17 protein-coding genes are annotated in these 17,754 nt (G+C 57.8%); 7 read left to right on the forward strand and 10 right to left on the reverse strand.

Features of this window, described 5'->3' with window-relative positions; genetic code table 11:
* Positions 1-6: 6 nt before the first annotated feature.
* The 4 genes from EV681_RS05470 to EV681_RS05485 all read right to left on the reverse strand — a co-directional run bounded on the left by EV681_RS05470 (position 7) and on the right by EV681_RS05485 (position 3,655).
* Positions 7-810 (reverse strand): exodeoxyribonuclease III, encoded by an 804-nt coding sequence (locus EV681_RS05470; protein ID WP_128395746.1) that lies wholly within the window; start codon positions 808-810, stop codon positions 7-9.
* Positions 811-1,169: 359 nt separating this feature from the next.
* On the reverse strand, positions 1,170-2,030 hold the full coding sequence (locus EV681_RS05475) for a DMT family transporter (protein WP_128395905.1): 861 nt from the start codon (positions 2,028-2,030) through the stop codon (positions 1,170-1,172).
* A 150-nt stretch (positions 2,031-2,180) separates the two neighbouring features.
* Positions 2,181-2,990 (reverse strand): DODA-type extradiol aromatic ring-opening family dioxygenase, encoded by an 810-nt coding sequence (locus EV681_RS05480; RefSeq protein ID WP_128395747.1) that lies wholly within the window; start codon positions 2,988-2,990, stop codon positions 2,181-2,183.
* Positions 2,991-3,262: 272 nt separating this feature from the next.
* Positions 3,263-3,655, reverse strand: a complete 393-nt coding sequence (locus tag EV681_RS05485) for a DoxX family protein (protein WP_128395748.1) — start codon at positions 3,653-3,655, stop codon at positions 3,263-3,265.
* A gap of 280 nt (positions 3,656-3,935) precedes the next feature.
* Here EV681_RS05485 and EV681_RS05490 point away from each other — a divergent pair, with 280 nt between their 5' ends.
* Both EV681_RS05490 and pyrE read left to right on the forward strand, forming a co-directional pair.
* Positions 3,936-4,817 (forward strand): LysR family transcriptional regulator, encoded by an 882-nt coding sequence (locus tag EV681_RS05490; protein WP_128395749.1) that lies wholly within the window; start codon positions 3,936-3,938, stop codon positions 4,815-4,817.
* Positions 4,818-4,876: 59 nt separating this feature from the next.
* Entirely contained in the window at positions 4,877-5,548 is a 672-nt protein-coding gene (pyrE, locus tag EV681_RS05495) for an orotate phosphoribosyltransferase (RefSeq protein WP_130303475.1), read from the forward strand.
* Between the two features lie 95 nt (positions 5,549-5,643).
* Here pyrE and gatB read toward each other — a convergent pair whose 3' ends face one another.
* The 3 genes from gatB to gatC are packed head-to-tail and all read right to left on the reverse strand — an operon-like array spanning position 5,644 to position 8,926.
* Entirely contained in the window at positions 5,644-7,098 is a 1,455-nt protein-coding gene (gene gatB / locus EV681_RS05500) for an Asp-tRNA(Asn)/Glu-tRNA(Gln) amidotransferase subunit GatB (protein ID WP_130303476.1), read from the reverse strand.
* Positions 7,095-8,615, reverse strand: coding sequence for an Asp-tRNA(Asn)/Glu-tRNA(Gln) amidotransferase subunit GatA (gene gatA, locus EV681_RS05505; protein ID WP_130303477.1), 1,521 nt, complete (start codon positions 8,613-8,615; stop codon positions 7,095-7,097). The genes gatB and gatA overlap by 4 nt, the downstream gene beginning before the upstream one ends.
* Before the next feature lie 2 nt (positions 8,616-8,617).
* Complete coding sequence (gatC, locus tag EV681_RS05510) at positions 8,618-8,926, reverse strand: Asp-tRNA(Asn)/Glu-tRNA(Gln) amidotransferase subunit GatC (protein WP_128395753.1); 309 nt, start codon at positions 8,924-8,926, stop codon at positions 8,618-8,620.
* Between the two features lie 223 nt (positions 8,927-9,149).
* Between gatC and EV681_RS05515 the strand changes: the two genes are divergently transcribed.
* From EV681_RS05515 to rodA, 5 genes are all read left to right on the forward strand, one after another.
* The gene (locus EV681_RS05515) at positions 9,150-10,193 is read left to right on the forward strand and encodes a rod shape-determining protein (protein WP_128395754.1); all 1,044 of its coding nucleotides are present in this window, start codon (positions 9,150-9,152) and stop codon (positions 10,191-10,193) included.
* A 77-nt stretch (positions 10,194-10,270) separates the two neighbouring features.
* Positions 10,271-11,176 (forward strand): rod shape-determining protein MreC, encoded by a 906-nt coding sequence (gene mreC / locus EV681_RS05520; RefSeq protein ID WP_130303478.1) that lies wholly within the window; start codon positions 10,271-10,273, stop codon positions 11,174-11,176.
* A gap of 1 nt (position 11,177) precedes the next feature.
* Positions 11,178-11,714: a rod shape-determining protein MreD gene (gene mreD, locus EV681_RS05525; protein WP_128395756.1), complete on the forward strand. Its 537-nt coding sequence runs from the start codon at positions 11,178-11,180 to the stop codon at positions 11,712-11,714.
* Between the two features lie 13 nt (positions 11,715-11,727).
* Positions 11,728-13,797, forward strand: coding sequence for a penicillin-binding protein 2 (gene mrdA / locus EV681_RS05530; protein ID WP_128395757.1), 2,070 nt, complete (start codon positions 11,728-11,730; stop codon positions 13,795-13,797).
* Positions 13,790-14,944: a rod shape-determining protein RodA gene (gene rodA, locus EV681_RS05535; RefSeq protein ID WP_128395758.1), complete on the forward strand. Its 1,155-nt coding sequence runs from the start codon at positions 13,790-13,792 to the stop codon at positions 14,942-14,944. The genes mrdA and rodA overlap by 8 nt, the downstream gene beginning before the upstream one ends.
* Before the next feature lie 36 nt (positions 14,945-14,980).
* Here the strand turns inward: rodA and mutY are convergent, their stop codons facing one another.
* Genes mutY through EV681_RS05550 form a run of 3 tightly spaced genes read right to left on the reverse strand, consistent with a single transcriptional unit; the run spans position 14,981 to position 17,664 of the window.
* Entirely contained in the window at positions 14,981-16,087 is a 1,107-nt protein-coding gene (gene mutY, locus EV681_RS05540) for an A/G-specific adenine glycosylase (RefSeq protein ID WP_130303479.1), read from the reverse strand.
* A 3-nt stretch (positions 16,088-16,090) separates the two neighbouring features.
* On the reverse strand, positions 16,091-16,999 hold the full coding sequence (locus EV681_RS05545; RefSeq protein WP_128395760.1) for a cell division protein FtsX: 909 nt from the start codon (positions 16,997-16,999) through the stop codon (positions 16,091-16,093).
* Entirely contained in the window at positions 16,996-17,664 is a 669-nt protein-coding gene (locus EV681_RS05550) for a cell division ATP-binding protein FtsE (RefSeq protein ID WP_128395761.1), read from the reverse strand. Before EV681_RS05550 ends, EV681_RS05545 begins: the two co-directional genes overlap by 4 nt.
* Positions 17,665-17,754: the final 90 nt, after the last annotated feature.

Raw genomic sequence — 17,754 nt, forward strand, 5'->3', positions numbered from 1 at the left:
TGCCGGTCAGCCGCGCGCTACCGGTTCGAGCTTCCAGTCATAATCGATGGTGAGCGGCGCATGATCCGAGAAGCGCTCATCCTTGTAAATGGAGGTGGCGATGGCTTTTTCGGCAATGCCTGGCGTGGCGATCTGGTAATCGATACGCCAGCCTACGTTCTTTGCCCAGGCCTGGCCGCGATTACTCCACCAGGTGTACTGATCCGGCTCTTCGTTGATCTTGCGAAAAACATCCACGAAGCCGCGGCGGTCAAACACATCTGAAATCCAGGCGCGCTCTTCGGGCGTGAAGCCGGAATTTTTAAGATTGCCTTTCCAGTTCTTCAGGTCGATTTCCCGGTGCGCGATATTCCAGTCGCCGCAGATAATGTAGTTATGGCCGGTTTTCCGGTGATCTTCCATCATGGCGTCGACCCAGGGCCCGAAATGCTCCAGAAAACGGAACTTGGCGGCCTGCCGCTCATCTCCGCTGGAGCCCGAAGGCAGATAGGCGCTGATGATAGTCAGGTCCTTGAAGTCTGCACGCAGGATCCTGCCTTCACGATCGAATTCATCGCAGGCCATGCCTGCACTGACATTGGCATCGTGTTTCAGATACAGACCCACGCCGCTGTAGCCCTTTTTCTCTGCATGGCAGAAGTAGCCGGTGTAATTGAGCGGGTGACGCAGATCGTCGATGAGGTCCGCGTCCTGGATTTTGATTTCCTGCAGACAGATGACATCTGCATTATGATTTTCCATCCATTGGGCCAGCCCCTTGCGGAAGGCGGCACGCAGGCCGTTAACATTGAGTGAGGTTACACGAAGCACGGGGAGTCCTTTTTGATGAATCAGCGCAAGCCTTATTGTAGCGCCTGAGGCTGGATTGCCACAATCGCTGATCGCCGGTCATTGTTTGCGCTAGCAGAGGATTGGCGCCCAAGTGATCTTGATCGTCAAGTTCACCGCAACAGGGAGGTGTCGTCACCAGCGCTTCGACTCTGGCAGGGGGGCGAGCAGCCATGTGTCGATGGCATGGGGCGTTGATGACATGTGTAATAACTGCGCCGTATTGCCATGGTGGCTCATGGGGCGAGGCGATTGTTCCGGCAGGATCAGCAGGGCGCTGGCGTTAAGGCAGTACCGCCGGTCCTGATCCGCGGCGACGGCCCGGTTGGCAGGCATGCAGGTCAGGCAGCGTGCCCGGTCTGCTTGCGTGGCCATACCGCGGCTGTAATGATCAGTACAGCGCCCAGCGCCATTTTCAGCGTGGGCTGTTCGTTAAACAATACCATGGCAAAGGCGATGGCATAAACGGGTTCGAGCGCAATAATAAGACCGGCACTGCGGGCAGGAATGCTGCGCAGGCTGTGGACAAATAGAAAATGCGAGAGCGCTGTGCAGATCACGCCCAGTACGATCAGCCATAGCAGGCTGCTATCGGACAGCATGGCCATGCCACCCAGCCCCAGCGGCAGACAAAGAACCAGTACGACCAGATTCTGCCAGAAGGCAATTTGTATGGCGTTGAGCCGGCCAAGCGTGCGGTTGATGAGGGCAAGTGCGGCAAAAGTAATGGCCGAGATTACGCCCCAGAACAGGCCGATGGTACCTGCATTGTTCAGGTCTATGGCGGGCGTCACCAGAATCAGCCCGCTGATCACCAATGCCACCAGGAGCCAGTCCATGAGATTGACCTGGTCCTTGAGTACCAGTCGTTCCAGCAACGTAATAAAGGCGGGAAAACTGGCAAAGCCCAGGGTGGCAATGGCGATGCCGCCGGTTTTGACGGCCATGAAAAAGGTCACCCAGTGAATTGTCAATGCCAGCCCGGAACAAAACAGGGACACGTAGCTGCGGCGGTCAAGGCCGCGCACGATCGAGGTTTTAAGGCACAATGCAACGGCATACAGCGCCAGCACGGCAAACAGGGCCCGACCGAATGTAATGGTCATGGGGCTGGCGTGAATCACATGGCCCAATACGCCGGTAAGTCCGAAAAAAACGGCGGCGATGTGCGCGCTGGTCAGGCCTTTTTGTCGCGGTGTCATGTCAGGGGGCGTTCGCTCAGGCAAACCCGTATTGTGGAGATCGGCAAGGCATTTGGCAAGCGATTGGTGCGTGATCCTGTTCATTGGCCGGGAAACGGCTTGTTGCCATTGATCAAGGCTCTCGCGCAGCCCCCCGGTCATGCAGTCTGCTTAAGCGGCTGTCTGGCTGAAGCGAAAGCTGGACGCCGTGATGGAACCAAAGGCATGTGCTTCGTGGTATGACAGTGTGGCCGGATCCTGCTGTGCGGCGCCGACGGCGACCATCAGGGGAATCAGGTGATCTTCGTGGGCGTGAGCCAATCTGGCCGAGGGTGCCTGTTCCCAATGCAGCAGGCCCGTTGCGCGTTGCTCGGGATTGCTGTCAACGATAGTATGCTGCAGCCAGGCGTCAAACTGCGCCGATGGCTGCGCGCCACGCTCATCCAGAAGGCGCAGATTGTGATAGCTCAGACCGCTGCCGATAATCAGCACGCCTTCCTCTCTGAGCGGCGCCAGCAACTGACCCAATTGCAGATGAAATGCCGGATCATAATCCTTGCGGATGGAAAGCTGCACCATGGGAATGGTTGCCTGGGGAAAGGCTACGGCCATGGGTACGAATGCGCCGTGATCGAAGCCGCGTTCGGCGTCCTGTGCAACAGGGATGCCGCCAGCCTGCAGCAGGGTCTGCACGCTTGCGGCCAGTGTCGGGTCGCCGGGCGCAGGATATTGCACCGTATAGGTATGCTCAGGAAAGCCATAGTAATCGTATAGCATGCCCGGTTGTGCGGCGGTACTCACGGTGATTTCATCTGTAATCCAGTGGGCCGATACCATCAACACCGCCTTTGGCGTTGCCGGCAACTGTGCAGGCAGGCGCTGCAGCGATTCATGCAACTTGGTGTACATGGGTTTCCATTGCTCAACCCAGGGCCAGGGGCCGCCACCGTGCGAAATAAAATAAACAGGCATTGTCATCATCATTCTCCGTAAGCTTAAATGGACAGGCGGGCAGATCGCTCATCTTTGCGCTCTGCAGGATGTCTTGCTGCGTCGGACTGGACAGGATATGGCCGCGCGCATATACGCCCGATAAATTGGGCGAAAAATCAAAAAGTGGAAAGAAAAACCTGCTGCGCTACCCCTTGCGGGGAGCGGATGCAGTTGCCCGGCGCGCTGATGGGCATTGACGAGCCGGCAGGCCTGGCGCAGTCGGAACCGGCTGCGCCCGGGCATGGGTACCGGAAGGCCGTTTAGGCTTTGCGGCTGCTATCGATACTGAACGTGCCCGGGCCGGCCGCAGCGATGAACAGGAAGATAAAGCAGTAAAGCACAGCGGTTTCACCGCCATTCATGAGCGGGAACAGCGCATTGCCCTGAGGTGCATGAGCGTAGAAATAGGCAACTGCCGTCATGCCTGAAGCGATGAACGCTGCGGAACGGGTGAACAGACCAAGAATCAGTAAAATTCCGGCAACCAGTTCGATCATGCCGGCGATGCCGGGCATGGACAATGCCTGCAGGTTGTCGAACATTGCAATATGAGGGACATGGAAGTACTTGGCGGTGCCATGCAACACCAGGGTGTAGCCGGACACGATACGGAGCAGGGCAAGGGCGTAGGGAACCAGATGGTCTGTTTTCATGATTAATCCTTAAGTCAGGTAAATAATCGATACGGCGGATGCCTGATATGACTTTATCGGTAATTGCAAAAAATCACAATTGAACAATGAACTCGCAGGGCGGGTACCGCATCGGATAATGTATGAAACAGTGTAATCGTATTTAATCAGGAAATATATGCTGATATTATTAATAAACCATTTCTTGATAGTAAATGATAAATGCAGCATATTTGCGACGGAAAAGCGCAATCGAGCGCTCTTGGATATGCAATTGGACTGGATATGAGGGAGTTTTCGTATGGATACGCTACTGAGTATCAAGGTGTTCTGTGAAGTGGTGCGTGCCGGCAGTTTTGTGGCTGCAGCCCGTCATTTGGGAATATCCAATCCCATGGCCAGCAAACATGTTGTGCATCTGGAGCAGCAGGTGGGCGCACGTCTGTTGCATCGCACCAGTCGCAGGCTGAGCCTGACCGAGGCCGGCCAGCTGTACTATGACAAATGTGTTGATGCCCTGGACGTGCTGGATCAGGCTGAAGCGGCGCTGGGTGATCGCCAGGGCGAACCCAGTGGTGTCCTGCGGGTCACCGCGCCGGTGTGGTTTGCCAGCAACCGTATTGCCCAATTGCTGGTGCAATACCAGAAGCGATATCCCAGGGTGGTGCTGGATCTTTACCTGACCAACAGCAAGATCGAACTTGCCGAGGCCGGAATGGATCTGGCAATACGGGTTACGCATGAGCCGGAACCGCAATTGATCGTGCGCAAGATCGGAACAGTCCGGCTGATGCTGGTGTCCAGCCCGGACTACATCAGACGCATGGGCAAGCCACAGTCGGTCCAGGATCTTGAGCGATACGGCGCGGTCATGCCCAATTATCGCGAGCGTAATGATTATTTGTTGCAGGGTCCTGCAGGCCTGATGAAGTTCAGGCTGCATGGCCTGATGAAGTTGAACGACACGACGTTGAGTCGCGAACTGGTGTTGGCCGGGATGGGCATTGCCATGCTACCGGCCTGGCTGGTGGAGGATGACCTGCGCCAGGGGAGCCTGCTGCGCCTGCTGCCCGACCATGACAGCCCACCGCTGGATATTTTTGCCAGCTACATCAGTCGCCAGTATCAGACAGGTAAAGTGCGCAGCTTTATTGATTTTTTCTCGGCAGCCATGGCGTCGTAGGGCGCGCTTGCTTTATCATTGCGGGGTCTACAACATATCGATCTCTTAGCAGGAACACCATGTCTTCTCAGAACCGTCTTGATTTTGTCCGATTCGCCTCGCAGGAAGGGGTCTTGCGCTTTGGCCAGTTCAAAGTAAAGTCCGGGCGCCTTAGTCCCTATTTTTTCAACGCCGGCCTGTTCAATACCGGCAGATCGGTCGGTGAGCTTGGTCGGTTCTATGCACAGGCATTGCGCGATTCCGGACAGGGTTTCGATATGTTGTTTGGCCCCGCCTACAAAGGTATTCCGCTGGCGGCGGCCACGGCCATCGCACTGGCCGGTCAGGGGCCGCAAGCGGCCGATGTGCCGTTTGCCTTTAATCGTAAGGAAGCCAAGGCGCATGGCGAGGGCGGTACGCTGGTGGGCGCGCCGCTGCAGGGACGTGTCGTGATCATTGATGATGTGATTACCGCCGGTACATCGGTACGCGAGTCGGTGGAAATTATTCGCGCTGCGGGCGCCACGCCGGCAGCCGTGCTTATTGCGCTTGACCGGATGGAGCGCGCTGGCGCCGATGATGCGTTGTCGGCCCATTCTGCAGTGCAGGATGTACAACAGAAGTACGGGATGCCTGTCATCAGCATCGCGTCGCTGGACGATATCATGCAATTGCTGGATGAGGATGTAACATTTGCCCAGTACCAGGCGGCGGTGTCTGCCTATCGGAACAAATACGGGATTGCTGCCTGAGTGCAGCAATAAGCCCGTTGGGCTTTGTGCGGTGCTTGCCGCAGATGCCTGCTGCGGTCGGTTGATGGACCAGACTGCAGCAGGTACGGCAACGGTCAGCCGAGTTTTTCCTTGAGCATTTGGTTGACCTGGGCCGGATTGACCTTGCCCTTGCCGGCTTTCATGATCTGACCGACCAATGAATTGAAGGCTTTCTGTTTGCCGGCGCGGTATTCTTCGACGATGGCGGGATGGGCGGCAAGCACGTCATCGATCAGTGTGCCAATGGCCCCGGCGTCGCTCACCTGTTTGAGTCCGCGCGCCTCGATAATGGCATAGACATCGCGCTCATGTTCACCGGCCCACATGGCGGTAAACACCTCGCGACCGGCCTTGTTCGATAGCGTGCCGTCGGCAATACGCTGAACCAGTCTGGCCAGGTCTTCGGGCGTGACCGGGCTGTCGGCAATCTCGCGCTCTTCCCGGTTCAGGGATGCAGCCAGTTCTCCCATGATCCAGTTGGATGCCAGCTTGGCCTGTTCGGCAGGCAGGCGTGTCATGGTCGCTTCGAAAAAGTCGGAAACGCCGCGCGTGACGGTCAGCTGCGCTGCGTCGTAGGCGGGCAGACCCAGTTCGGTTTCGTAGCGCTCGCGTCGCAACACGGGCAACTCGGGCATGTCGGCGCGGACCTGTTCGATCCATTCGTTGCTGATAATCAGTGGCGGCAGGTCCGGGTCAGGAAAATAACGGTAGTCGTGCGCGTCTTCCTTGGTCCGCATGCTGCGTGTCTCATCTTTCACGTCATCGTACAGCCGGGTTTCCTGGATGATGGTGCCGCCATCTTCCAGAACGTCGATCTGCCGGCGAGCCTCAAACAGAATGGCACGTTCCAGGAAGCGGAACGAGTTGACATTTTTAATTTCGGTACGTGTGCCAAATTCTTTCTGTCCGACCGGCCGCACCGAGACGTTGGCGTCGCAACGGAACGAGCCTTCCTGCATATTGCCGTCGCATATGCCCAGCCAGACCACCAGGCCGTGCAGAGTTTTTGCATATTCGACCGCTTCGGCAGCGGAACGCATTTCCGGCTCGGTTACGATTTCCAGTAACGGCGTGCCGGTACGGTTCAGATCAATGCCGGTGGCCGGCTCGCCTTGCGGGCCCTTGAACGTGTCGTGCAGCGACTTGCCGGCGTCTTCTTCCAGATGCGCCCGCGTCAGGTTGACGGTTTTTTCTTCATCGCCCACAAAAAAGCGGATTTTGCCGCCCACGACGACCGGAATTTCAAATTGGGTAATTTGGTAGTTTTTCGGCAGGTCGGGATAAAAATAGTTTTTGCGCGCAAAGATGGAGCGAGGCGATACGGTGCCGCCGACCGCCAGGCCGAAGCGGATGGCGCGATCGACCGCGCCCCGGTTCATGACCGGCAGACTGCCGGGCAGGGCCAGGTCCACGCAGTTGGCCTGGGTGTTGGGCGCTGCGCCAAAGGCGGTGCTGCTGCCCGAGAAAATTTTGGATTGGGTTGATAACTGGGTATGGGTTTCCAGTCCGATAACGATTTCCCACTTCATGATTGGATATCCGGTGTGCGTGTGTGCCAGTCTGTGTGCTGCTGGAAGCAGTCGGCTACGGCCAGCAGGCGACCTTCGTCAAAATAATTGCCAATGATATGCAGGCCGACCGGGCGCGTGCCGTTGCGACCAAAACCGCAAGGGACCGACATGGCAGGCAGGCCGGCCAGACTGACGCCCAGGGTGTATATATCGGCCAGCCAGTCGGCGGTCGGATCCTCGTTGTTGTCACCTATATTCTTGGCAACATCGGGGGTGACCGGGCCGACAATGATGTCGCACTGGGTGGTAAGCGCCTGGTGAAAATCATCCACGATCAATCGACGGATGCGCTGCGCCTGCAGGTAATAGGCATCATAGTAGCCCTGAGACAATACGTATGAGCCGATAAGAATGCGTCGCTGGACTTCGGCGCCGAAGCCTTCGGCGCGTGAGCGGCTGATCATTTCATCAATATTGCGATAGGCCGTGGCGCGATGCCCGTAGCGCACGCCATCGTAGCGGGACAGGTTGCTGGATGCTTCGGCCGGGGCAATCACGTAATAGGCAGGAATGGCCAATTCAGTGTTGGGTAGGGAAATGTCCACCCTGACCGCACCGAGTTTTTCAAGTTCGACCAGCGCGGCTTCAACGGCAGCGGCAACCTCGCTGTTCAGGCCAGCGCCGAAATACTCGCGCGGGACCCCGATGCGCAGCCCCTGCAGTGGCCGGGCACCGCCTTCGCTGTAGCCGGCGCGAGCCTTGTCAAAGGCCTGCTGCACACGTCCAGCGATATTGGGCGTACCCAGGCAGTCCTGCAAGCTGGTCGAATCCATGGGGTCGAAGCCGCTGATGGTATCGAGCACGGTGACCAGATCTTTGGCGTGACGGGCAAGCGGGCCGGCCTGATCCAGGCTGGAGCCAAAGGCAACCATGCCGAACCGGGAGACCGTGCCATAGGTGGGCTTGATGCCACTGACACCGCAAAGGGCTGCAGGCTGACGCACAGAGCCGCCGGTGTCGGTGCCGGTAGAGATCGGCACGATGCCGGCCGCTACAGCCACTGCCGAGCCACCCGACGAACCACCGGGCACTGCTTGCGGGTCCCAAGGGTTGCGGCAGACGCCGAAAGCCGAGTTTTCGTTGCCGGAACCCATGGCAAATTCGTCGCAATTGAGCTTGCCGATATTGACAGCACCGGCGTTAGCCAGCTGTGTGACAACGGTGGCGTCGAACGGGCTGACATAATCCTTGAGCATAAGGCTGCCGGCCGTGGTGCGCCATTGGCGCGTCACGAATACATCCTTGTGGGCTATCGGAATGCCGGTGAGGGCGTGCACGTCGCCCCGTGCGATGCGCTCGTCGGCGGCACGCGCCTGGGCGAGCGTCAGTTCGGGATCAATGTGTAAAAATGCATTCAGGCTGGCGTGTTGGCCAGCGCGATTGAGTGCGGCCTCTGCCAGCTCGACGGCACTGACCTGTTTGCCGTCCAGCGCCTGGCGCAGTCCGGACAGACTGAAACTGGAAATATCGGTCATGGTTACTCGATTACTTTGGGAACTAGAAACAGACCCTCTTCCTGGGCCGGGGCGTTGGCCATGAGCCGGGCGCGGGTGGTCTCGGAGGGGATTTCGGTGACGGCGTCTTCGCGCAGACGCAGGGCAATGTCCTGGATGGCCGACAGCGGATGGGCCAGCGGTTCGACCCCCTGGGTGTCCACAGCCTGAAGCTTTTCAATAAGACCAAGAATGCTGTTCAGATCGGTGAGCGCCTGCGCCTGTTCTGCCGGATCCAGTTCGAGCCGGGAGAGGCGGGCAATGCGGTTTACATCGTTTTCGGTAAGGGCCATAAACGCTTGTTTTTCAGAAATTAATTGAGTCGCTCGATACATCGCGTGAAGGTTGTCTGAAAATAGTCAGCGGTTTGGGAAAAACAGTCTGCAAAAACAATAAATCACGCAATCGAAAAGTAATTATACGTTATGATTACGTGTTCACTCGTTCAAACCCGTGTGTTGAGCCCTTTTGCGCTCCGCAAAACCTTCCTCTGACCCTATTTTAAACTGAGCGATTATGTTCGGATTTCTAAGAAGCTTTTTATCCACCGATATGGCCATTGACCTGGGTACGGCCAACACCCTGATCTATGTGCGCGGCAAAGGCATTGTGCTTGATGAGCCATCGGTTGTTGCCATTCGTACCGAAGGCGGTTCCAACGGTCGCCAGATCATTCAGGCCGTCGGTCATGCCGCCAAACAGATGCTGGGCCGTGTGCCCGGCAACATAGAGGCCATCCGGCCCATGAAAGACGGTGTTATTGCCGACTACTCCGTGACCGAACAGATGTTACGCCAGTTCATCCGCATCGTGCATCCGCGCAGCCTGTTTACCATGAGCCCGCGCATTATCGTATGTGTGCCTTGCGGTTCTACTCAGGTGGAGCGCCGGGTCATTCGCGAATCGGCCCAGGGTGCAGGCGCCCGTCAGGTCTTCCTGGTCGAAGAACCCATGGCGGCAGCCATTGGCGCCGGCCTGAATGTATCTGATGCCAGTGGTTCGATGGTGGTCGACATCGGCGGCGGCACGACCGAAGTTGCTGTCATTTCCCTTGGCGGCATGGTGTACAAGGGGTCGGTACGCGTTGGCGGCGACAAGTTCGACGAAGCCATCATGAACTATATCCGCCGTAACTATGGCATGCTGATTGGCGAGCCTACCGCCGAAGCGATCAAAAAAACTATTGGTTCAGCGTTTCCCGGCACCGAAGTGCGGGAAATGGAAGTCAAGGGTCGTAACCTGTCCGAAGGCGTGCCGCGCAGCTTTACCGTGTCTTCCAACGAAATTCTCGAAGCACTCACCGAGCCGCTCAATCAGATCGTCTCCGCTGTGAAAATTGCGCTGGAACAGACGCCGCCTGAACTGGGCGCCGACATTACCGACAAGGGTATCGCCCTGACCGGTGGTGGTGCGCTGCTCAAGGATCTGGATCGTCTGCTTCAGGAAGAAACCGGCATCCCGGTTGTGGTTGCCGATGATCCCCTGACCTGCGTGGTGCGCGGGTGTGGCGAGGCGCTGGAACATATTGACAAGCTCGGCCAGATTTTTATTGACGACTAACCCTGTCTGAAGGATGCAGCGCGCCCGTTGCATCTTTTTCTGCTGTCTTCCTGATCGTTCCCGTTTACGGTTGCCCTATGCAGCAAAACAGTTCATTACGTTTTTTCACTCACGGGCCAGCTGCAGAGGTCAGACTTTTTTTTCTGGCTATTTTTTGCGTGGGCCTGATGATCGCCGATTCGCAAACCCGCTATCTCGAGCCGGTGCGCAAAGTGGTGTCCGTGATGCTTTATCCGTTCCAGAAAACCGCCATGTGGCCGCGCGATGCGGTCACGCAGGTGTACGACTGGTCCAATGCCATTACCATTGCCAAACAGGAAAGCGCGGCGGTCCAGCGGCAACGCATTGAGCTGGCCCAGCTGTCGACGCACGCCGCGCAGATGGCGGCGGAAAACGCCCAGTTGCGACGCCTGCTCGCTGTCAAGACAACGGTGCAGACGCCCTCGGTGGCGGTAGAGATTCTATACACCTCGGTCAATCCGCTGAACCAGACCCTGGTGCTTACCAAGGGCAGCAACGACGGTATTCGCCCGGGCATGCCGGTCATTGACGAGGGCGGGGTGGTCGGCCAGATCCGGCGCGTAACACCCATGACCTCGGAGGCAACCCTGATTACCGACAATAAAATTTCAGTACCGGTCATGGTGCTGCGCAATGGCTTGCGGGTTATCGCATTTGGCTCGGGACAAGCGGGCCGGCTGGACGTGCGCTATCTGGGGCTGGGTGCCGATATTCGTCCCGGAGATGATCTGGTGACCAGCGGTATCGGTGGCATCTACCCGCAAGGCCTGTCTGTCGGGAAAATTGCGGCAGTCGACAACAATTCAGCAGAAGGCTTCATGCGCGCGCGTGCATTGCCTTCGGCGCATCCAGAGCGCTATCGTCATTTTCTCGTGTTGCTGGTCCCCACGGATAACCTGCCGGATATTCCGGCGTCGCTGACCGACGCTTCGAAGAGCACCGAGCCAGGCAGGGTGAACTGAGATGACCAAACGTAGCCTGACCGCGCTTGAACCACTGCAACGGACAAATTACTTCTACGGTTCGAGCCCTATTTACGCCTGGATCACCATTGTGTTGACCTGGCTGGCTTCGCTGCTTCCCTGGCGCGAATGGGAGGGCGCGCCCGATATTCTGATTCTGGTGCTGGCTTTCTGGTGCGTGCAGCAGGTGCGCGGAGTCGGCTTGACCAGTGCCCTGATCTTCGGTTTGCTGATGGACGTGCATGATGCCAATGTCATGGGTGAGCACGCGCTCAGCTATGTGCTGGTGATCTTCGGCGCCATGGTGTTTCGGCGCAGGATGGTGCAGTTCGGTTTCATCAGCCAGATGCTGCAGATGCTTCCCGTTTTTTTTCTGGCACCATTTCCCGGCCATCTGCTCAACGCGTGGCTGCAGGGTGCCTGGGGTGGCTGGACATGGCTGCTCTCGGGATTGATTACAGGTTTGATGTGGGTGGTGGCTGATCTGATTCTTAAGCTGCCGCTGCGACCGGTAGACGATAACGAAACGCTGAACTGACGGGAAACGGGCTATGTTCGAATTCCGCAAACGTTCCACCATACAACGAAAGAAAATCCGGTTGCGCGTACTGGTTGCGCTGGTGTTCGTGCTCGGTTGCTTCGGGCTGCTGATTGACCGGTTGTGGGTGCTTCAGGTTGAACGCTACCAGGGACTGGCCGAACGCGCAGACCGCAATCGTATTGCACTGGTGCCCATCGCGCCACGGCGCGGCGATATTGTTGACCGCAACGGGACGGTGCTGGCGCGCAGCTATCGGGACTATACGCTGGAAATCGTACCGGCTCAGGTAAAAAACCTGGACGAACTGATCAGCCAGATCAGCAAGGTCATTCCGCTGACGCCCCTGGACATTCGCCGCTTCAAGCGGCGTATGGGCCAGACGACGCGCTACGCCTCGGTCATGCTGCGCGGCAACCTGACTGATGATGAAGCGGCCGTTTTTGCCGCCCACTCCTTTCGCTTTCCGGATGTCAATTTGCGTGCGCGCTGGGTGCGCGAGTATCCGCAGGGCGAGTCGGCCGCGCACGTGGTGGGCTATGTGGGCCGTATTTCCGAAAAAGACCAGGAGCGTCTGGAGCGCGATGGCGTCGAGGGCAACTATCGTGGCACCGATGTGATCGGCAAAAAGGGAATTGAAGCCAGTTATGAGCCGGTGCTCCATGGCAAGACGGGCTGGGAAGAGGTGGAGGTAGCGGCATCAGGCAAACCCGTACAGGTTTTGGAGCGTATTGATCCGATACCAGGAGATACGCTGCATCTGTCGATTGACATTGGCCTGCAGAAAATGGTTGAAGACCTGTACAACAAAGGCTTTGTCAAGGAGGGCGTGCCAGAGCGCGGTGCGCTGGTAGCCATTGATCCGCGCAACGGGCAGGTTCTGGCCTATGTGTCGGCGCCATCGTATGATCCGAATCTGTTCATTGACGGCATTGATGTGGAAAACTGGCGTCGGCTGGCCGACTCGCCCGAACATCCCCTGATTGATCGTCCGGTGTCAGGCACGTTTCCTATCGGATCGACCTACAAACCTTTTGTAGCGCTGGCCGCGCTCAAGCTGGGCGTGCGCGATCCCAATGCCCGTATTCCCGATCCCGGCTATTTCGAATATGGCAATCAGCGTTTTCGCAATGCAGGTGGCGCGGCTTACGGACCGACCAACATGCACCGGGCGCTGGTGGTGTCTTCCGATACGTACTTCTTCAGCCTGGGCCCGTTGATTGGGGTGGACGCGCTGCACGATTTTTCCCTGATGTTCGGGTTCGGGCGCAAGACCGGGATTGATCTGGATTACGAGAAAATTGGTATTTTGCCCTCGCGCGAGTGGAAGAAAAAAGCCTTCAAGGACCCGCGCCAGCAACGCTGGATTCCTGGCGAGACGATTTCGGTCGCGGTGGGCCAGGGGTACAATTCATTTACTATTATGCAACTGGCACAGGCAACGTCCACGCTGGCGGCAGACGGCAAGTATATTCGCCCGCATCTGGTCAGCGAAATGGAAAACACCGTCAGCAAGACGCGTACGCCAACGGTCAAGCAACCTGACTATCAAATTCCGGTGAGCCAATCGTCGATTCGCCTGGTCAAGGACGCGCTGGTGGACGTCACCCGCCGCGGAACGGCCAAGCGCAGTTTTGCCGGCGCCGCCTATGAGTCTGCCGGCAAGACCGGTACCGCTCAGGTGTTCAGTCTGAAGGGATCAAAATACAATGCGCGCAATTTGAAGCGCACCCTATGGGATCACGCACTCTATATGGGTTTTGCGCCAGCCAACGAGCCGAAAATCGCCGTGGCGCTGATTGTAGAGAACGGTGGCTGGGGTGCCAGCATTGCTGCGCCCATCGCCCGCAAGGTCTTTGATTACTGGCTCTCGCCAACGCGTTCGGCCCAGGTCGATTCGGTGCCTGTACTGGAGCTGGACAGTGACGAGCCTGCCGAAGATACGTCGCCTGATGTGATGGTGCCGCAAGAGGTGCCGGCCAACCCCGAAGACAAGGCGCCGGAGCATTTGCCTGATATTCTTGCGCCGGTAGGCAATGGCAGTGGTCGCAATGGCGGCGAACAAAGGCAGAATAATGAATAAATTGATGGACTGGATCCTGCGCGCCTTCCGCGCCTTTGACTGGCCGCTGCTGTTGATCCTGGTCATTTTCTGCATGCTGGGCATGACCGTCATGCACTCTGCCGTTGGCGGGACAGACTGGCGTTTTGCCAGCCAGGCACGCAATTTTCTGCTGGCTTTTGGTGTCATGTGGTTCGTGGCGATGATTCCGCCGTCACGCATTATGAAGTTCGCCATTCCCCTGTACGTCATTGGCGTGCTGATGCTGATAGCCGTGCTGCTGGTCGGCATTACCAACAAGGGCGCGACGCGATGGCTCAATATTGGTGTGACGGTCATTCAGCCATCGGAAATGATGAAAATCATCGTGCCATTGATGCTTGCATGGTATTTCGATAAACACCGTTCCGAATTGCGGGTGGTGGATTTTCTGGTTGCCGGCTTGCTGCTGCTGGTGCCGTTTATGCTCATCATCAGGCAACCTGATCTGGGGACCGGGCTGCTGGTGTTGAGCACCGGTTTTTTCATCATTTATTTTGCCGGCCTGTCGTTCAAGCTGATAGTGCCGGTGTTTGTGCTGGGTGTCGTGACTATCGCGCTGATCCTGTACTACGAGCCGGTGCTGTGCGGCCCGGATTTTGACTGGGTTGTCCTGCACGAATACCAGAAGCATCGGGTATGCACATTGCTTGATCCTGGCAGTGATCCGCTGGGTAAGGGCTTTCACACTATCCAGGGCATGATTGCGATTGGTTCGGGCGGTTTGTATGGCAAGGGGTACATGCTGGGCACCCAGACGCATCTTGACTTTATCCCCGAGCGGACCACCGATTTCATTTTTGCCGTCTTTGCCGAAGAGTTCGGGCTGTACGGTGGCGTGACCCTGTTGCTGCTGTATACCTTGCTGCTGTTGCGCGGCTTTCTGATCACGATCCGGGCGCGCACCCAGTTCGGCCGTTTGCTGGCAGGCGCCATGACCATGATGTTGTTCATGTATGTGTTCGTGAACATGGGGATGGTCATGGGAATATTGCCGGTCGTGGGCGTGCCGCTGCCTTTCATGAGTTATGGCGGTACGGCGCTGGTCACGCTGGGTTTCGCCTGCGGTCTGTTGATGAGCATTTCCAATTACGTCCCCAGCCGCAAGTCGGAGCGGGCCGAGGAATAACCACCGCTGGTGCGTTGCTGGTCGCCTGCAGCCGGGTCAGAACAGGCGGGGCGTGTCGATTGCGCGAGTGCTGTTTCCGTCAAAATACCCGGTCAGCAGTTTGCGCAAGGGCGCAGGCAACGCCGTATCCGCTAGCGCGTCCAGGGTAACCCACTGCCAGCGGCTGGCCTGATCAGCATCTTCTCCGACGGGCGGCAGCACGGCGGGCAGCTCGGATGCGTGCAGCAGCGCCGGTTCGATATGCAGGCGAAAATGGGTAAATACGTGTTCGAATGCCGCCAGCGGCACGGGCAATGCGTGCTCGCCGAGCGCTTGTTGCAGATAGGTGGTACAGGCCCGGCGGTCGGCAAATTCGGGCAGCGTCAGCAACCCTCCCCAGATCCCTTTGTCTGCACGACGATACATCAGGATCCGATTCTTATGTTCCAGAATCAATACGCACACCTGGCGTTGCGGGACCACCTTGCGCTGACGAGCCGTGGGTAGCTGCGCCTGCCGGCCTTCGCGCCTGGCCACACAACCGGCAGCCAGCGGACAACGTTCACAGGCGGGCCTGCTGCGCGTACACAAGGTCGCGCCCAGATCCATCAGGCCTTGCGTGTAGGCGGCCATATCGACATCGTCCGGGGCGAGCTCAAGATGCTGCCAGGCCCGTTCCCACAGAATACTTTCGGTAGCTTTCTTCTGTGTATCGCCTTCGATGCCATAGTAACGGCAAAAAACACGCTTGACATTGCCATCCAGGATAGGCTGGCGTGCGTTGTAGCAGAAGGCGGCAATGGCGTTGGCCGTGGACGGCCCAATGCCCGGCAGCTGGGCAATATCCTGGGCGTTTTCCGGGAAAGATCCTTGCCAGTCATCCATGACGACCCTGGCGCAGCGATGCAGATTGCGTGCCCTGGCATAGTAGCCCAGCCCCGCCCAATAGGGCATGACCTCTTCCTGGCTGGCCCGGGCCAGCGCGCTGAGCGTGGGAAACCGGGACAGGAAGCGCGCATAGTACGGAATCACCGTAGCTACCTGCGTTTGCTGCAGCATGATTTCCGAGAGCCAGACGCGATAGGGATCGCGGCTACCTTGCCACGGCAGGTCGTGCCTGCCGCGTTCACGCTGCCAATCAATGACGGTACCGGCAAATGACATGGATCAGAAACGCGAGTGCCGGGTCATGGACCATTGGGCCGCCAGCGCGGCGACAATCATCACCAGCACAATGGCGGTGCCCAGCCAGGTGACATCGGGCAGCCGGATGACGAAGTCGGTGCCGTAGCTCTGCGAGAGCCGGGCGATGGCGCCATTGAGCGAAGCCAGGCCGAAGGTGGTCAGTAACAGCGACAAGACGCCGGCAACCATGCCGGTCAGGGCGCCCAGATACAGGAACGGACGACGCACGAATGACTCGGTGGCGCCGACCAGGCGCGCAACGGCGATCTCTTCCCTTTGTACCAGGGCCTGCATGCGCACGGTATTAAATACCGTGCCCACCACTACGACGGCCACACCGATGGCCAGTAGCAGCAGGACGCCGCGGGTAAAGGAAAGGATGGCGTCCAGCTTCTGAACCCAGGCGCTGTCGAACTGCACCGTGTCTACATTGTCCAGGCTGCTCCATGTTTGCGCCAGTTCCTGGGCCTTGCTGGCCTGGTCGCCGGTCGCTTTAATGGTCACGACAATTGAATTGGGCAGGGGGTTACGGGGCAGCACCTTCAGGGCGTTGGACCAGGATTCCGATGCCCGCAATCCTGCCAGCGCGTCGTTTTTGTCGATCACTTCCAGTTTTTCTATGTAGGCCTGGTTTTCCTGTTGCAACTGCTCACCCAGCTCGCGGGTCTCTGCCAGTGGCACCTGCGCTTTCATGAACAGGGTGATGGCCGGATTAACCGAGACATTACGCGCAACCGGTTCCATTGAAACCAGGATGGAGCTGGCCAGCAACGGTAGCGCCAGCACAAGGGCGATCACGGCGATATTGGTCAGTGATGAAAAGGGCGTAGCCAGCAGTCGCCGGATGGCGATGTGCATGGCGTAAAAATGATGTCTTATCCAGGTTTTCATGCGTGTGTTCCCAGATCCTTGAAGCGGCCCGGTTCGATCAGCAGGGTACGGTTGGCGTGCCGGCGCAGCAGTTCCAGGTCATGTGAAGCAATAAGTGTGGTCACGCCGACGCGATTGAAGTCACGAAAGACTTCCAGAATTTTCTGTGCGCTGGCCTGATCCAGGTTGGCCGTTGGTTCGTCGGCGATCAGAATGGCGGGCTTGTTGACGATGGCGCGGGCAATGGCCAGGCGCTGCTGTTCGCCGCCTGACAGCGCGATCGGATTGAGTTTCTCCTTGCCGGACAGTCCCACCTTTTCAATTGCCGCCCGCGCGCGCGCAGCCGCCTTGTCTGAATTGAGGCCCATGACCGCCAGCGGCAGCATGACGTTTTCGAAAGCAGTTCTGTCATACAGCAGGTGCATGTTTTGCAGGATGACGCCAACGGCACGACGCAGATAGGGCCTTGCACGGTTGCCGATCTGGTCCATGCGCTGGCCCTTGACGATAATGGAACCGCGCGTTGGCGCTTCCAGCCCGCCGATCAGCTTGAGCAGCGTGGATTTGCCTGCCCCGGACGGGCCGGAGACGAATACGAATTCGCCCGGCGTAATGCTGAAATTGATATCAGCCAGGATATTCGCGCCCTGTCCGTAAGATTTGAAGACATGCTGGAATTGAATCATGTGGATCCGGTTACTTAAAATTCGGTTCTGTTCATGCACATTTTAGAGTAATTGCAGGCGCATTAGGGTATTTACGATTGTCAATGCGTG

This window comes from Advenella incenata (assembly GCF_004217095.1).
Taxonomy (GTDB): Bacteria; Pseudomonadota; Gammaproteobacteria; order Burkholderiales; family Burkholderiaceae_B; genus Advenella; species Advenella incenata.

Bases quoted from the DNA above. Each gene is read 5' to 3' on its own strand.
- gatC (WP_128395753.1), bottom strand. From the start codon at position 8,926: ATGGCCCTTACCGAAAACGATGTAAACCGCATTGCCCGCCTCTCCCGG.
- EV681_RS05550 (WP_128395761.1), bottom strand. From the start codon at position 17,664: ATGATTCAATTCCAGCATGTCTTCAAATCTTACGGACAGGGCGCGAAT.
- EV681_RS05485 (WP_128395748.1), bottom strand. From the start codon at position 3,655: ATGAAAACAGACCATCTGGTTCCCTACGCCCTTGCCCTGCTCCGTATC.
- EV681_RS05480 (WP_128395747.1), bottom strand. From the start codon at position 2,990: ATGATGACAATGCCTGTTTATTTTATTTCGCACGGTGGCGGCCCCTGG.
- EV681_RS05545 (WP_128395760.1), bottom strand. From the start codon at position 16,999: ATGAAAACCTGGATAAGACATCATTTTTACGCCATGCACATCGCCATC.
- mreD (WP_128395756.1), top strand. From the start codon at position 11,178: ATGACCAAACGTAGCCTGACCGCGCTTGAACCACTGCAACGGACAAAT.
- gatA (WP_130303477.1), bottom strand. From the start codon at position 8,615: ATGACCGATATTTCCAGTTTCAGTCTGTCCGGACTGCGCCAGGCGCTG.
- rodA (WP_128395758.1), top strand. From the start codon at position 13,790: ATGAATAAATTGATGGACTGGATCCTGCGCGCCTTCCGCGCCTTTGAC.
- EV681_RS05515 (WP_128395754.1), top strand. From the start codon at position 9,150: ATGTTCGGATTTCTAAGAAGCTTTTTATCCACCGATATGGCCATTGAC.
- pyrE (WP_130303475.1), top strand. From the start codon at position 4,877: ATGTCTTCTCAGAACCGTCTTGATTTTGTCCGATTCGCCTCGCAGGAA.
- mrdA (WP_128395757.1), top strand. From the start codon at position 11,728: ATGTTCGAATTCCGCAAACGTTCCACCATACAACGAAAGAAAATCCGG.
- mutY (WP_130303479.1), bottom strand. From the start codon at position 16,087: ATGTCATTTGCCGGTACCGTCATTGATTGGCAGCGTGAACGCGGCAGG.
- EV681_RS05490 (WP_128395749.1), top strand. From the start codon at position 3,936: ATGGATACGCTACTGAGTATCAAGGTGTTCTGTGAAGTGGTGCGTGCC.
- gatB (WP_130303476.1), bottom strand. From the start codon at position 7,098: ATGAAGTGGGAAATCGTTATCGGACTGGAAACCCATACCCAGTTATCA.
- mreC (WP_130303478.1), top strand. From the start codon at position 10,271: ATGCAGCAAAACAGTTCATTACGTTTTTTCACTCACGGGCCAGCTGCA.
- EV681_RS05475 (WP_128395905.1), bottom strand. From the start codon at position 2,030: ATGACACCGCGACAAAAAGGCCTGACCAGCGCGCACATCGCCGCCGTT.